Origin of the sequence: Kribbella steppae, assembly GCF_004342025.1 — a bacterium.
Lineage (GTDB): Bacteria > Actinomycetota > Actinomycetes > Propionibacteriales > Kribbellaceae > Kribbella > Kribbella steppae.
In genome coordinates this window covers 614,794-627,807 of sequence record NZ_SLWN01000001.1, presented here as the reverse complement: position 1 = coordinate 627,807, position 13,014 = coordinate 614,794, and the positions used below count along the sequence as shown (strand labels likewise).

Genomic DNA, 13,014 nt, shown 5'->3' with positions numbered 1-13,014 from the left:
TAGGTTCGGGGTATGCGTGAATCGAAGCTCGGTGACCTGCACGTCTCCTGCCTCGGCCTCGGTTGCATGGGGATGTCCCAGTCCTACGGTGTGACGACGGACGAGGCCGAGTCCATCGCCACCCTGCACGCCGCCATCGACGCCGGCTGCACCTTCATCGACACCGCCGACGTCTACGGCGACGGCGCCAACGAAGAACTGGTCGGCCGCGCGCTGGCCGGCCGCCGCGACCAGGTGGTCCTGGCGACCAAGTTCGGCTTCAAGAAGCCGGTCGGTAACGCCCTGCCGAACGTGGTCGACGGCAGCCCGGAGTACGCGCGGCAGGCGCTCGACGCCTCGCTGCGGCGGCTCGGCGTCGACCACGTCGACCTGTGGTACCTGCACCGGCGCGACCCGCAGGTTCCGATCGAGGAGACCGTCGGCGCGATGGGCGAACTCGTCGCCGCCGGCAAGGTGCGGTACCTCGGCCTGTCGGAGGTGAACGGCGACACGGTTCGGGCCGCGCACGCCGTACACCCGATCAGCGCCGTCCAGAGCGAGTGGTCGCTGTGGACGCGTGACCCGGAGACCGTCGTACTGCCGGCGCTGCGTGAGCTCGGGGTCGGGTTCGTCCCGTTCAGCCCGCTCGGTCGCGGCTTCCTGACCGGGCAGCTCAAATCGCCGGACGACTTCGAGCCGGACGACATGCGGCGCGGGCTGCCGCGGTTCAGCGGGGAGAACTTCCAGCGCAATCTCGACCTGGTCGAGAAGGTGCGGGAGCTGGCCGCGTCGAAGGGTGTCACGGCCGGTCAGCTGGCGCTCGCCTGGCTGCTTGCTCAGGGCAACGACGTGGCACCGATCCCGGGGACGAAGCGGCGGAAGTACCTGGCCGAGAACCTCGGTGCGGTGGACGTCGAGCTGACCGCGGAGGAACTGGCCGCGCTGGACGAGGCGTTCCCGCCGGAGGCGGTGTCCGGACAGCGGTACACCCAGGGTGGGATGGACCTGGTGGGCAAGTGATCGGTGTCACCGGCTCCACCGGTCAGCTCGGTTCCCGGATCGCGCGTCTGCTGGTGGATGCCGGCGTACCGCAGCGGCTGATCGTCCGTGATCCCGCGCGGGCGTTGGACCTGCCGGCCGCGGAGGTCGTGCAGGCCGGGTACGGCGAGCAGGCTTTCGTCGACGCGCTGGACGGGGTCGAGACCCTGATGTTGCTCAGTGCAACGGAGTCGGCCGATCGCATCGCCTTGCACAAGGCGACGGTCGATGCCGCGGTGGCGGCTGGTGTGCAGCGGATCGTCTACACGTCGTTCATCGGCGCGTCGCCGGGAGCGACGTTCACCTTCGCACGCGACCACTGGCACACCGAGGAACACATCCGGTCTGTCGGCGTCGACTTCACCTTCCTGCGAGACAACCTGTACCTCGACTTCGTGACCGGGTACGTCGGCCAGGACGGCGTGATCCGCGGACCGGCCGGTGACGGGCGGGTGGCTGCGGTCGCCCGCGACGACGTGGCGGCGGTAGCGGCCCGGGTCCTGGTGGACCCGGGCCACTCCGGCGCTTCCTACGACCTGACCGGGCCTGCCGCCTTCACATTGGCCGAGGCGGCCGCCGTACTGTCCTCCGCCTGGGACCGTCGGGTGCGGTACGAGGCGGAGACGCTGGACGAGGCCTACCGGTCCCGCGAGGTGTACGGCGCTCCCGCCTGGGAGGTCGCCGGATGGGTCACGTCGTACGCGGCGATCGCCAGTGGTGAGCTGAGTGCGCTCTCCTCAGCCGTCGAGGACATCACCGGCCGCCCGCCGACCAGCCTCGAGGAGTATGTCGCCCGCGGGTGAGAGACTGATGGGGTGCCGCTCTACCGGGATGAGGCGATCGTGCTGCGCACCCAGAAACTGGGTGAAGCGGACCGGATCGCCACGCTGCTGACCCGCGGCCGCGGCAAGATCCGCGCCGTCGCGAAGGGCGTCCGCCGTACGTCGTCCCGCTTCGGCGCGCGGCTGGAGCCGTTCAGCCACGTCGACCTGCAACTCGCCACCGGCCGCACCCTCGACGTCGTCACCCAGGCCGTCTCGATCGCGGCGTACGGCGAGGGAATCGTCGGCGACTACGCCCGGTACACCACCGGCACCGTCCTGCTCGAGACCGCCGACCGCCTCGTCGTCGAGGAGAAGGAGCCCGCCACCCAGCAGCACCTCCTGCTGGCCGGCGCCCTCCGCGTCCTGTCCACCGGCGAACGCGAACCCGCCCTCGTCCTCGACTCCTTCCTGCTCCGCTCGCTCGCCATCTCCGGCTACGCGCCCTCCTTCGGCGACTGCGCCCGCTGCGGCGAACCCGGCCCCCACCGAGCCTTCAATCCCGCCGGCGGCGGCATGGTCTGCTCCTCCTGCCGCCCGCCAGCCTCAGCTATGCCCGCCCCAGCGACCGTCACCCACCTGGCCGCCCTCCTCACCGGCGACTGGGCCACCGCTCTCCAAGCCGACCCCCGAACCCGCCGCGAAGCCACCGGCCTGATCGCCGCGTTCTTCACCTACCACCAAGACCACCAACTCCGCTCCCTGCCCCACCTGGACCTGAGCTCGGACAGTGGGGCCTTAGGAGCAGGCGGACGCTGAACGCGGAGTGGTTTCAGACATCCTGTTCGTGGTTCTTCGACCGGTCCTGGGATTGCTGAGTGCCCTTGCGGGCTTGGGGGGTAGTGGCCGGGACGCGTGCCGCGCCGGTTGGCGGCGCCATACCGTCGAGGGCGCTTGATCTGGCGGAGCCTCGTTGGTTGGCGGTGAGGACCTCGGCAGTGCCCCGCTGGTCGGGCGGGACGACGGTGTTCAGGTTCTGGGCGAAGGAGCGGAGCTCCGGCTGGGTGGCCATCTTGTCGATGAGCTGGGACATGGTTCGTGGGTCGCGCTTGTTGCGGTTGACCATGTCCTGCAGGGCCGACTGGACGCGTTCCGGGTCCTCCTCGAGCTTGCGGTTGAGGAACTGGGACAGCTTCTCGACGCGCATCGCGTTCGGGCCGGAGGACGGCGGGTTGAAGTCCTTGACGTTGTCGGTGACCAGGACGGCCGATTCGCTGTGCACGGCGGCCGCGAGCACGTGCTTGTCCTTCGGGTCGGCCTGCATCTGTGGTTCCAGGCCTTCATGGCCGCTGGTCATCGCCCGGGGAAAGACCTTGTTCATCGCGCCGATGCGCTTGTCGACCTTCTCCTCGGAGACCCCTTCGGGCCGGTTGCGGCGCATCTCGTCGATGACGTGCTGCGACCAGCGCGGCTCGAAGACGTCCCGGTGCGCCATCGACATCAGGATGTCGTTGGTCAGTTGACCGCGAATCACGTTCGCGTCGAGGAACGCTCGCTCCGGTCGCGACGAGGCGGTCGGGGCCGACTCAGTCACGACTGGCGCCCCTCATCGTCGCCCTCGTCCCACGGCTCCTCGTCCAGCAACTCCTGGAGCGCCGCGCTCCGCTCCTGCCGACGCTTGTTGTCCCACGCAATCACGTCGGCCAGCCGCACCCAGTCGACGTACTCCGACGACCGGAAGGGAATGGCGCCCTCGGCAACGTACCCGCGAAGATCGTCCCGGCCGATCCCGATCGCGTCGGCGGCCTCGTCGATCGGCAGCTCGGGCCGCAACGGCGTGATCTTCACCGCCTGCCCCGCCCGCATCGCCTCGATCACATGCTGAACCGCCCGGAACACCTGCGGCGGAAGCTCCTCGCGCACCGCGTCCGACCCAATCACAGCCGGACCACCCGGCACGACCTGACGCTCATCCGCATCCAGCAGATAGATCCGCGAGTCAGTACTAGGCCCTGGCATGCCCCGAGTCTAATCAACCCTCCGGTCACCCCCGCCCAACCGGTGCGCCGCCCAGCCGACCGCTCAGCAGGTGGATTTTGCCGGGGCAGCGGGTTGAGAGTCGTCGTTGGGATCAACCAGCACCGGAACCGCCTCCCCAATACGAAGCTGGGTCCCAGCCTCCTGCGTCATCGAGATCTGCCCGGTATCACCCAGCGTGCTCTGCCAGGTGATGTCCCACTGAGCCGTCGCCGCCACGGGGTAGTTGCACTTCGGCAACTCCCGAGAGGTCTTCTTATACCGATGCCCACAATCCGGCGAGTCCTTGATCCCCATGGACTTGTCGTACTCCGTCCCACCCCCCTCACACCGAACGGTGCTCCCATCACCCATAGCCCAATTGACTGCCGTCACCCGCGCAGTAGCCGTCACCGACAACCCCGGCACGCTCGCACTTCTGGTGATCGGCCCCCAAGTGTTCTCAGTCTTCTCCACCCACAACCACACCGGCATATTCACCAACCCAACCTGCCCCACCCCAGGCGCAGTCTTGACAAGCGGCGGCGCCAACTCCATCATCGCCACCGCCCGATAAGCCAACGTCACCGGATCGATCACCACAGTGTCAGGCTCCCCAGGCAACCAAACCCACCGCGTCGTCAGGTGTTCACCCTCGTCGTAACCCAATTCCCGCACACAGGCCCAAATGCTGCCGTCGGTGTGCCCCTGCCACCTCGGATCGCTGTATGGAGGTTGAGGGCTGAGGCGCTGCAGATAGCACTGGTGGCTGTTCGACCAGTTGCCGAGTGCGGAAGTGCAGGCCTGCAGAGCGCCGCCGTAATGGCATACCGGCTTTACCGTCTTGGCTGGCTTCTTCCCGGGGGTCGTCTTGGTCGGAGGGCCACTCTCGGCGACGGAGCGGAGAATCCAATAGCACTTGTGGTTGGAGTAGCACACGGGCACGTAGTCGCCCGCGGGCTTCGGTGGCAGGGTGTTGTTGGCTGTCGCCGAGCCGCCCTGTACCAACGTAGAGGCCAGCAGGGCAAGAGCGATTGCAAGCGGACGGAGGGTAGCCGTCAGCATGCCCCTGCTTCTTTCTCCTGGGTGAAGAACCACATCTTTTTGGTCTGGCCGACCGGCGCCGCGTAAACCAGCACGGCCTGGGCCTTGTGCCGGTCCCCGTTGCCCGGGCCGACAGGCACGGGCTTGCGAGTCTCCTGGTATCGGATGGAGGTCTTGGAAGTGTCGAGGCAGACGGTGAGACGAACCTCGGGTTGCGGCCCGTTCATGGTGACCGATGCTGCGGACATCGACTCGATGACGACCTTGCCCTCCTGGTACCAACCGTGATCCTGGTTGAACTTCACATCGCCCAGAACCTGGATGATCCATTCGCCGCCGTTCCCGGCCTGCTCGAGCTTGGCGCGGGTAGCGGTCGACGGACTGTGCAGCGCCGCATCAGTCGCCGCGCGGGCCGCGGTGTAGCGGGCTTTGGCGGCGGTGATGGCCGCTTCTTGTTCTGGGGTCCAGGTGGGGGTGGAGGGGGCGGTGGGTGTTGGTGTGGGGGTTGTGGTGGGGGAGGTGGGGGTGGTGTTGGGGCGGCCGGCTTCTGGGGAGCCTTGGCAGGCGGTTAGCGCTAGGAGGGCGCAGAGGGCTGCGGTGGCGAGTCCGAGGGCCGGGCGGCGGGTCATTCAGGCTCCGATCTGAGTGCGGTTGGTGTAAGGGTGTCATACGGAGGGTGTTCGGCGGGGTGGGTTATCCACAGGTTTTGGGGGTGCGGGAGACTGCTCGGTATGTCGCCTATTGGTCGTCGTCGTCGGGGATTGGTTGAGGGGCCGCGGGGTGGGGAGAAGGTGGTCGTGCCGCCGGATGCGCATCCGTCGGGCGCTCGGCCGCCGGTGATTCCGGGGGAGTTGGTGCCTCGGCATGTGGCGATCGTGATGGACGGGAACGGGCGGTGGGCGAAGCAGCGCGGGCTGCCGCGGACCGAGGGACACAAGGCGGGCGAGGCGTCGCTGCTGGATGTGATCAAGGGCGGCATCGAGATCGGGGTGAAGTACATCTCGGCGTACGCGTTCTCGACCGAGAACTGGGCCCGGTCGCCTGACGAGGTGCGGTTTCTGATGGGGTTCAACCGGGAGGTGATCCACCGGCGCCGCGACGAGCTGGACGCGATGGGGGTGCGGGTGGTGTGGTCCGGGCGCCGGCCGCGGTTGTGGAAGAGCGTGATCGACGAGCTGGAGTACGCGCAGGAGCGGACCAAGCACAACGACACGATCACGCTGCAGTTCTGTGTGAACTACGGCGGTCGCGCGGAGATCGCGGACGCGATGCGGTCGATCGCGCGCGATGTTGCCGCCGGCAAGCTCAAGCCGGACCGGATCACCGAGCAGACGATCGCCCGGCACCTGTACGCGCCGGACATCCCCGAGGTGGACCTGTTCGTCCGCTCATCGGGTGAGCAGCGGACGTCGAACTTCCTGGTCTGGCAGCTCGCGTACGCCGAGATGGTCTTCCTCGACACCCTCTGGCCCGACTTCGACCGCCGCGACCTGTGGCGCGCGATCGAGATCTACGCCCAGCGCGACCGGCGGTACGGCGGCGCGATCCCCAACGAGGTCGCCAAGTAATCGGCCAAGCAGTCGGCCAAGTAGTCGGCGCAGTAGTCGCCCGGCAGCCGGTCAGCGGGTGCGAGGGGTGGGGAGTAGCCCGCGTTCCATGGCGACCGTCACTGCGCGAGTACGGTCGTCGACGTCCAGCTTGGTGAACAGGCGCTGTAGGTGCGTCTTCACGGTCGCCTCGCCGATGAAGAGTTCCCGGCCGATCTCCGCATTGCTCAGGCCGCGAGCGACCGCGGCCAGCACCTCCAGTTCGCGAGGCGACGGCTGAGCGGCCGGCGGCGCGGACGGCGTACGCAAGCGAGACATCAGCCGGGCAGCGACCGGCGGCGCGAGGACGGTCTCACCCCGAGCCGCAGAGCGGATCCCATCCAGCAGCTCGGCATGTGGCGTGTCCTTCAACAGGTAGCCGGCGGCACCGGCCTCGACCGCGTGCAGGATGTCGGTATCCGTGTCGTACGTCGTCAGCACCAGCACCCGCGTCGACGGGTACCCGGACACGATCGCACCCGTCGCCGACACCCCGTCCATGCGCGGCATCCGCAGATCCATCAGTACGACGTCCGGCTTGGTCGACTCCACCAGCGCGAGGGCCTCCGCGCCGTCGCCCGCTTCACCGACGACCGAGATGTCCTCGGTCACCGCGAGCATCCCGATCAGACCCGACCGCACCACGGGATGGTCGTCGACCACCAGAACCCGAATCACACATCCTCCTCAGCGACAGCAGGGACGAGCACCTGCACCCGGGTACCCCGACCCGGCGAGCTCTCCACCTGCACCGAACCACCCGATTCCTCGACCCGCCCCCGCATCGCCGCCAGCCCGAAGCCGGCCTCCGATGCACCAGGCGTGAACCCGGAACCGTCGTCCCGGATCTCGATCCACACCCCGCCGTCCGAGATCCCCAACGTGATCTGGACCTGCGTCGCCCCAGCGTGCTTCCGAACGTTCGCCAACGCCTCCTGGGCGGACCGCAACAGCACCACCTGCTGACCCTGCGGCAGCGCGGCGACCTCCTCGTCCGGCAGGTCGAGCGACACCTGTACGTCGATCCCTGTCTCCGCCGCGAAACGTTCGCCCTGTCGGCGCAACACCTCGGCCAACGTTGCCTCGGACAACGCAACTGGGGTGAACGCGGCAACCAACGCCCGCGCTTCGGCCAGGTTCTCCCGCGCCGTATCCTCGATCGCCGCCAATCGTGCCGCCGCTCCATCGGTACCGCCGCGCTGCAGCTCGACCGCGGCCGCCTGCGCGAGCATGACGATGCTGGTCATACCTTGCGCGAGCGTGTCGTGGATCTCCCGCGCCATCCGCTCGCGCTCGGCCATCACGCCTGCGCTGTGGTGCGCCTCGGCGAGCTCGTCCCGGGCCGACTCCAGCTGCGAGATCAGTTCGGCCCGCTGCTCGCTCTGCGTGATGATGCGCGCGATCCAGATCCCGAACAGCAGGCTCACGACCAGGCTGACCGCCATCCACGGCAGGATCTCCCAGAACTCGTTCCAGCCCCATCCGGCGCTCCACAGTTGCGCGGAGCCGACGCCGACCACCAGCAGTACGGCGAACGCGGCGCCCTCGCGGATCCGCTCGCACAGCAGCCACATCTGCGCCGACGCGATGAACATCACGAACACCGCCGGCGGATACAGCGCGACCAGCACCATCAGGCACCCGATCATGACGATCCGATAGGCGTACGACGGAAGCGACCGGCGCGAGGTGATCGCGGGCAACCCGACGAACTGGTACGCCGCCCCGAGCAGCACGATCGCACTCGTGTAGACAATCCGGCGACCTGTGCTGAGGTCGGCCGAGAACGAGACGACCAGCGTCATCGCGAGCAATACCCAGAACACGACGTGCCACCCGATCAGCGTTCGCATCCAGATCGGCTCGTCCACCCGGGTCTGTTCCACGGCCACCATCTTCCTCTACAGCAGATTGTCGACAATCAACCGGCGTCGCGGCGGGTCCACCGGAAGACGCGCTGCGCGACGAGCAGCCCGACCACCAGCCACGCCGACAGGACCAAGGCGCCGAGGCCGAGCTGCCACGACCCACCCGGCTCGTTCACCTCGAACCCGTCCGGCAGGAACACCGACCGCATGCCCTGCGCGAGCCACTTCAGTGGGAAGAACTCCGCGAGCGTCTGCATCCAGGCCGGAAGGCTGCTGTAGACGAAGTACACCCCGGAGATGAACTGCAGCAGCAGGACGACCGGAGTCACCACTGCGGAAGCGGCCTTACCCGACCTCGGTACGACGGAGAACGCGATCCCGAGCACCGACCCGGACGCCGTACCCAGCACGAAGATCCAGAGGAAGTTCAGCCACTTCGTCGGCTCGGTAGGAATGTCCACACCCAGCAACAGACCGGCGATCGCGAGCAGCAGCCCGAACTGCAGGACCGAGGTGACCAGGACCAGCCCGATCTTGCCGATGAAGTACGAGTGCGGCGACATCGGCGTACCGCGCAACCGCTTCAGCAGGTCCTCGTCCCGTTCCATCGCGATCGTGACGGACAGCGACTGGAAGCTGGTCAGGAAGATGCCGGAGGCAATCATTCCAGGGGTGAAGTAGGTGGCGGCGTCGACCCCGTCGGAGAAGTCGGTCCCGCTGAACACGGCGGAGAAGATGGCCAGGAAGATGATCGGGAAGAAGAAGGTGAAGATCAGCTGGTCGCGTTCCCGGAAGAACTGCTTCACTTCCAGCCCGGTCCGCGACAGTCCGACCTTCACCGGCGACGGGAGTACGACGCTCACTGCACAGCTCCTTCCAGTGCCGGAGCGGCCGCGACCGATCCGATCAGTTCCAGGTAGATGTCTTCCAGGCTCGGCCGCCGTACCTCCAGCTCCGGGACCTCACCGCCGTACTGCGCCATCAGCCGGGCGACCTCCGCGGTCGGCTCGTCGGTGCGGATCTCGCGCATCCCGTCGTCGGACAGCCAGGAGACTCGCGCGGTCCGGGCGCCACGCCCGCCGAGCGTCTCGGGGGTCGCGATCTCGACCATGCGGCCGTCGGCGATCACGCCCACCCGGTCGGCCAGGTGCTCGGCCTCGTCCAGGTAGTGGGTGGTGAGCAGGATCGTGGTGCCGGCGGTCCGCAGGTCCTCGATCAGGGTCCAGAACTGCCGGCGCGCCTCGGGGTCGAAACCGGTGGTCGGCTCGTCCAGGAACAGCAGTTCCGGATTGCCGACCACGCCGAGGGCGACATCGAGGCGGCGACGCTGGCCGCCGGACAGCTTCCGGGTCCGCGCCTTCCGCTTCTCGGTCAGGCCGACGGAGGCGATCACCTCGTCGGGGTCGCGCGAATTCGGGTAGTAGCCGGCGAAGTGGTGCACGATCTCGGCGACGGAGAGCTCGGCCTCGTCGCGGGACGACTGGGCGACGATCCCCAGTCGCGCCCGCCAGTTCCGGTCGCCGCGTGCCGGCTCGACGCCGAGCACACTGACCTCACCCTCGTCGGCGCGGCGATACCCCTCCAGAATCTCCACGATCGTCGTCTTGCCGGCTCCGTTCGGCCCGAGCAGCGCGAACACCTCACCCCGGTGGATGTCCAGGTCGACCCCGTCCACCGCCACCTTGTCCGGGTACCGCTTCACCAGCCCCCGCACCCTCACAGCCTCATCTGTCTCCATGCCCTCAACTCTCGCGCGCACCCACCGCTCCCCGGGAGCACCGCTCGGCGGACCCCCTGTCCCCCAACCGGTGGACACGGGGGACCGAAGGACAGGAGGTAGTGCCACTCGGCCCGCGTCGGCAGGCGGGGCGCTCGCCTGCGATAGCCGGTCAGGCCCGATACCTCCTGTCCTTCGGTCCCGGCGCCACGCCCGGAGGGGCTGACGGGGGGCGGCGGATGCGGCTAGCGTCGGGGCATGGTTCAGACGGTGCGTGGTGTGGTGGCGGCGGGTAAGGGTCAGCCGGTCTCGATCGAGGAGATCACGATCCCGGATCCCGGACCGGGGGAGGCGGTGGTGAAGGTGCAGGCGTGCGGCGTCTGCCATACCGACCTGCACTACCGCGAGGGCGGCATCAACGACGACTTCCCGTTCCTCCTCGGTCATGAGGCGGCCGGGATCGTGGAGTCGGTCGGCGCCGGTGTCACCGACGTCCAGCCCGGCGACTTCGTCGTACTGAACTGGCGGGCTGTCTGTGGCAACTGCCGTGCCTGTCTGCGCGGTCGCCCGTGGTACTGCTTCAACACGCACAACGCCGAGCAGAAGATGACCCTTGCCGACGGCACCGAACTCTCACCGGCGCTCGGCATCGGCGCGTTCGCCGAGAAGACGCTGGTCGCCGCCGGTCAATGCACCAAGGTGGACCCGGCCGCCAAGGCCGAGGTCGCCGGACTGCTCGGCTGCGGCGTGATGGCCGGCCTCGGCGCCGCCATCAATACCGGCAACGTCGGCCGCGGTGACTCGGTCGCCGTCATCGGCTGCGGTGGTGTCGGTACGGCGGCCGTCGTCGGAGCCCGGCTCGCCGGCGCGGCGAAGGTCATCGCCCTCGACATCGACGAGCGCAAGCTCGCAACAGCCCAGGAGCTCGGCGCGACCCACACGATCAACTCCAAGGGCCTTGACCACGACGGTGTGGTCGAGGCCGTGCAGGAGTTGACCGGTGGGTTCGGCGCGGATGTGGTGATCGACGCGGTCGGCCGGCCGGAGACGTGGAAGCAGGCCTTCTACGCCCGCGACCTGGCCGGCACCGTGGTCCTGGTCGGCGTACCGACCCCGGAGATGACGCTGGAGATGCCGTTACTGGACTTCTTCGGTCGCGGCGGTTCACTCAAGTCCAGCTGGTACGGCGACTGCCTGCCGACCCGCGACTTCCCGCTGCTGATCGATCTCCACCTCCAGGGCCGGCTGCCGCTGGATCGCTTCGTCTCCGAGACGATCGCGCTGGACGAGGTCGAGGCCGCGTTCACCAAGATGCACCACGGCGACGTCCTCCGCTCGGTCGTGCTCTTCTAAACGGCCGAGAACGAGATCCACACATCCGGCGTCGCGTCGGGATCGCCCGGGATCGGCCGCGTCTCCTCGGTCCACGCATCGCCGGCCACCGACGCCGCGACCCGCCGCCAGAACCGCACCGCCGTCGCGTTGTTCCCCTGGAACGGCACCTCCCACCGCCCAGGATGCTGCGCGATGACCTCCTGGACGGCGCGCAGCCCGAACCCGTTCCGCCGCGCCGGACGGACGATGAAGAACGTATTCATCACCCGCACAGGCTGCGTCAACGCACGGACGAAGGAGATCCCGACCGGATTCTCCCCGGTGGAGAACAGGTATCCAGCCCAGTCCGGGTCACCCGCCAGCACCGACTCGAGCCGCTCACTCCGGTAACTCCCGTCCGGCCGCGGCAACTGCCCCTGGAACTCCGACAGGTCGTGCCGGAACATCAGCCACAACCGCTCCAGCACCACCCGATCGGCCTCACCGGCACGGCGTACGACGAGATCAGACATGGGTCTCCTCACAACAGGAAAGGGGATGAGAACGCAGAAAAGCCTCCCGCGGGCAGCGGAAGGCTTACTGCAGAGCAGTTTATCACCCCAGTGGTGCAGTACTCCGGTCGACCCAGGTCATGTCTGGGTACCGCGGACCCACCGGCGTCAGCTTCGACAGCGCGGCCAGATCATCCTCGGAGAGCAGCACCTCGAGAGCCGCCACGTTCTCCTCCAGATACTTCCGCCGCTTGGTCCCCGGGATCGGCGCCACATCATTGCCCTGAGCAAGCACCCACGCAAGCGCGACCTGACCGGGCGTCGCCTCGTAGCGGGCAGCAACCGTCCGAATCTCGTCCACCAGCGCCAGATTGGCGTCGAGGTTCTCGCCGGTGAAGCGGGGCAATGTCCGCCGGTAGTCGTCGGCGTCGAGGTTTTGCGGCACAGCGCCGGTCAGCATCCCGCGCCCGAGCGGTGAGTAAGGCACGATCCCGATCCCGAGCTCGCGGCACGTCGGCAGGACCGACTCCTCGATGTCCCGGCTGAACAGCGACCACTCGCTCTGCACCGCCGTGATCGGGTGGATGGCGTGCGCGCGCCGGATCGTGTCCGCCGTTTGGCATGGCTCCGCCCGCCGACGGACGTCACGACGACGGTCGGCCAGGCAGAAGACAATTACGGAGTGGCGTGTCCGCCGTACGTGGTGATCTTGTAGTCGGTCACCGCCAGCGCCGCCTGCAGTTCCCGCAGCCGCCGCTGGATCGTCGCCCGGTGCTCCTCCATCAGGGCGAGCCGCTGCGGTGCGGTCTCCTCGCCCTGCTCGACCAGCTCCAGGTAGTGGCTGATCGTGCTGATCGGCATGTCCGACAGCCGCAGCCTGGTGATGAACACGATCCGGGCCAGCGCCTGCCGGTCGTAGTACCGGTAGCCGGCCTTGTCCCGACCGACGTGGACCAGCCCGATCCGCTCGTAGTACCGCAGCGTGTGGGCGGTGAGCCCGGTGACCTCGGCCGCCTCGGCGATGCTCAGGTGCTCCGGCAGGTCGTCGGGGAGGTCCAGCAGTCGGAGCAGCTCGGGATCGAGTGGCGTCAGCGGCGGCACCTCGTACCGGTCGACGAATGCCTGCCGCCGTTCGGGAGTGGTGAGGATGCCGGTCGTGTTCATGTCTTCGACCGTACG

The 13,014-nt window shown here is 68.2% G+C and carries 16 protein-coding genes; 5 read left to right on the top strand and 11 right to left on the bottom strand.

From position 1 onward, the window contains the following. Positions 1 to 12 precede the first annotated feature (12 nt). The 3 genes from EV652_RS02865 to recO are packed head-to-tail and all read left to right on the top strand — an operon-like array spanning position 13 to position 2,597. Positions 13 to 999, top strand: a complete 987-nt coding sequence (locus EV652_RS02865; RefSeq protein ID WP_132207344.1) for an aldo/keto reductase — start codon at positions 13 to 15, stop codon at positions 997 to 999. Continuing rightward, the gene (locus EV652_RS02860) at positions 996 to 1,820 is read left to right on the top strand and encodes an NmrA family NAD(P)-binding protein (RefSeq protein ID WP_132207343.1); all 825 of its coding nucleotides are present in this window, start codon (positions 996 to 998) and stop codon (positions 1,818 to 1,820) included. The genes EV652_RS02865 and EV652_RS02860 overlap by 4 nt, the downstream gene beginning before the upstream one ends. A 12-nt stretch (positions 1,821 to 1,832) precedes the next feature. Continuing rightward, positions 1,833 to 2,597, top strand: a complete 765-nt coding sequence (gene recO / locus EV652_RS02855; RefSeq protein ID WP_132207342.1) for a DNA repair protein RecO — start codon at positions 1,833 to 1,835, stop codon at positions 2,595 to 2,597. A gap of 13 nt (positions 2,598 to 2,610) precedes the next feature. Here recO and EV652_RS02850 read toward each other — a convergent pair whose 3' ends face one another. The 4 genes from EV652_RS02850 to EV652_RS43910 all read right to left on the bottom strand — a co-directional run bounded on the left by EV652_RS02850 (position 2,611) and on the right by EV652_RS43910 (position 5,467). Beyond that, positions 2,611 to 3,372: a PIN domain-containing protein gene (locus tag EV652_RS02850; protein ID WP_132207341.1), complete on the bottom strand. Its 762-nt coding sequence runs from the start codon at positions 3,370 to 3,372 to the stop codon at positions 2,611 to 2,613. Beyond that, positions 3,369 to 3,797, bottom strand: coding sequence for a hypothetical protein (locus EV652_RS02845; RefSeq protein WP_132207340.1), 429 nt, complete (start codon positions 3,795 to 3,797; stop codon positions 3,369 to 3,371). Before EV652_RS02845 ends, EV652_RS02850 begins: the two co-directional genes overlap by 4 nt. Positions 3,798 to 3,860: 63 nt before the next feature. Further along, complete coding sequence (locus EV652_RS02840; protein WP_132207339.1) at positions 3,861 to 4,859, bottom strand: hypothetical protein; 999 nt, start codon at positions 4,857 to 4,859, stop codon at positions 3,861 to 3,863. Continuing rightward, on the bottom strand, positions 4,853 to 5,467 hold the full coding sequence (locus tag EV652_RS43910) for a hypothetical protein (RefSeq protein ID WP_158441080.1): 615 nt from the start codon (positions 5,465 to 5,467) through the stop codon (positions 4,853 to 4,855). Before EV652_RS43910 ends, EV652_RS02840 begins: the two co-directional genes overlap by 7 nt. A 102-nt stretch (positions 5,468 to 5,569) precedes the next feature. Here EV652_RS43910 and EV652_RS02825 point away from each other — a divergent pair, with 102 nt between their 5' ends. After that, positions 5,570 to 6,406 (top strand): isoprenyl transferase, encoded by an 837-nt coding sequence (locus EV652_RS02825; protein ID WP_199237967.1) that lies wholly within the window; start codon positions 5,570 to 5,572, stop codon positions 6,404 to 6,406. A 51-nt stretch (positions 6,407 to 6,457) separates the two neighbouring features. Here the strand turns inward: EV652_RS02825 and EV652_RS02820 are convergent, their stop codons facing one another. Genes EV652_RS02820 through EV652_RS02805 form a run of 4 tightly spaced genes read right to left on the bottom strand, consistent with a single transcriptional unit; the run spans position 6,458 to position 10,030 of the window. Further along, a complete protein-coding gene (locus tag EV652_RS02820) occupies positions 6,458 to 7,102 on the bottom strand; it encodes a response regulator (RefSeq protein ID WP_132207337.1) in 645 nt (214 codons plus the stop codon). Then, positions 7,099 to 8,319 carry a sensor histidine kinase gene (locus tag EV652_RS02815; RefSeq protein ID WP_132207336.1) on the bottom strand — a complete coding sequence of 407 codons (1,221 nt, stop codon included), beginning with the start codon at positions 8,317 to 8,319 and terminating at the stop codon, positions 7,099 to 7,101. The genes EV652_RS02820 and EV652_RS02815 overlap by 4 nt, the downstream gene beginning before the upstream one ends. 26 nt (positions 8,320 to 8,345) lie before the next feature. Beyond that, entirely contained in the window at positions 8,346 to 9,155 is an 810-nt protein-coding gene (locus EV652_RS02810; RefSeq protein ID WP_132207335.1) for an ABC transporter permease, read from the bottom strand. Continuing rightward, entirely contained in the window at positions 9,152 to 10,030 is an 879-nt protein-coding gene (locus EV652_RS02805; RefSeq protein ID WP_132207334.1) for an ABC transporter ATP-binding protein, read from the bottom strand. The genes EV652_RS02810 and EV652_RS02805 overlap by 4 nt, the downstream gene beginning before the upstream one ends. A gap of 237 nt (positions 10,031 to 10,267) precedes the next feature. On the opposite strand from EV652_RS02805, the gene EV652_RS02800 reads away from it, so the two are divergent. Continuing rightward, positions 10,268 to 11,362 (top strand): S-(hydroxymethyl)mycothiol dehydrogenase, encoded by a 1,095-nt coding sequence (locus EV652_RS02800; RefSeq protein WP_132207333.1) that lies wholly within the window; start codon positions 10,268 to 10,270, stop codon positions 11,360 to 11,362. Here the strand turns inward: EV652_RS02800 and EV652_RS02795 are convergent. The 3 genes from EV652_RS02795 to EV652_RS02785 form a co-directional block, all read right to left on the bottom strand. After that, positions 11,359 to 11,856: a GNAT family N-acetyltransferase gene (locus EV652_RS02795; protein WP_132207332.1), complete on the bottom strand. Its 498-nt coding sequence runs from the start codon at positions 11,854 to 11,856 to the stop codon at positions 11,359 to 11,361. The genes EV652_RS02800 and EV652_RS02795 overlap by 4 nt on opposite strands. A gap of 82 nt (positions 11,857 to 11,938) precedes the next feature. Further along, complete coding sequence (locus EV652_RS02790; RefSeq protein ID WP_255512567.1) at positions 11,939 to 12,439, bottom strand: aldo/keto reductase; 501 nt, start codon at positions 12,437 to 12,439, stop codon at positions 11,939 to 11,941. Between the two features lie 71 nt (positions 12,440 to 12,510). Then, positions 12,511 to 12,999, bottom strand: coding sequence for a MerR family transcriptional regulator (locus EV652_RS02785; RefSeq protein WP_132207330.1), 489 nt, complete (start codon positions 12,997 to 12,999; stop codon positions 12,511 to 12,513). Between the last annotated feature and the right edge of the window lie 15 nt (positions 13,000 to 13,014).

Bases quoted from the DNA above. Each gene is read 5' to 3' on its own strand.
- EV652_RS43910 (WP_158441080.1), bottom strand. From the start codon at position 5,467: ATGACCCGCCGCCCGGCCCTCGGACTCGCCACCGCAGCCCTCTGCGCC.
- EV652_RS02800 (WP_132207333.1), top strand. From the start codon at position 10,268: ATGGTTCAGACGGTGCGTGGTGTGGTGGCGGCGGGTAAGGGTCAGCCG.
- EV652_RS02840 (WP_132207339.1), bottom strand. From the start codon at position 4,859: ATGCTGACGGCTACCCTCCGTCCGCTTGCAATCGCTCTTGCCCTGCTG.
- EV652_RS02805 (WP_132207334.1), bottom strand. From the start codon at position 10,030: ATGGAGACAGATGAGGCTGTGAGGGTGCGGGGGCTGGTGAAGCGGTAC.
- EV652_RS02845 (WP_132207340.1), bottom strand. From the start codon at position 3,797: ATGCCAGGGCCTAGTACTGACTCGCGGATCTATCTGCTGGATGCGGAT.
- EV652_RS02785 (WP_132207330.1), bottom strand. From the start codon at position 12,999: ATGAACACGACCGGCATCCTCACCACTCCCGAACGGCGGCAGGCATTC.
- EV652_RS02795 (WP_132207332.1), bottom strand. From the start codon at position 11,856: ATGTCTGATCTCGTCGTACGCCGTGCCGGTGAGGCCGATCGGGTGGTG.
- EV652_RS02865 (WP_132207344.1), top strand. From the start codon at position 13: ATGCGTGAATCGAAGCTCGGTGACCTGCACGTCTCCTGCCTCGGCCTC.
- EV652_RS02815 (WP_132207336.1), bottom strand. From the start codon at position 8,319: ATGGTGGCCGTGGAACAGACCCGGGTGGACGAGCCGATCTGGATGCGA.
- EV652_RS02825 (WP_199237967.1), top strand. From the start codon at position 5,570: ATGTCGCCTATTGGTCGTCGTCGTCGGGGATTGGTTGAGGGGCCGCGG.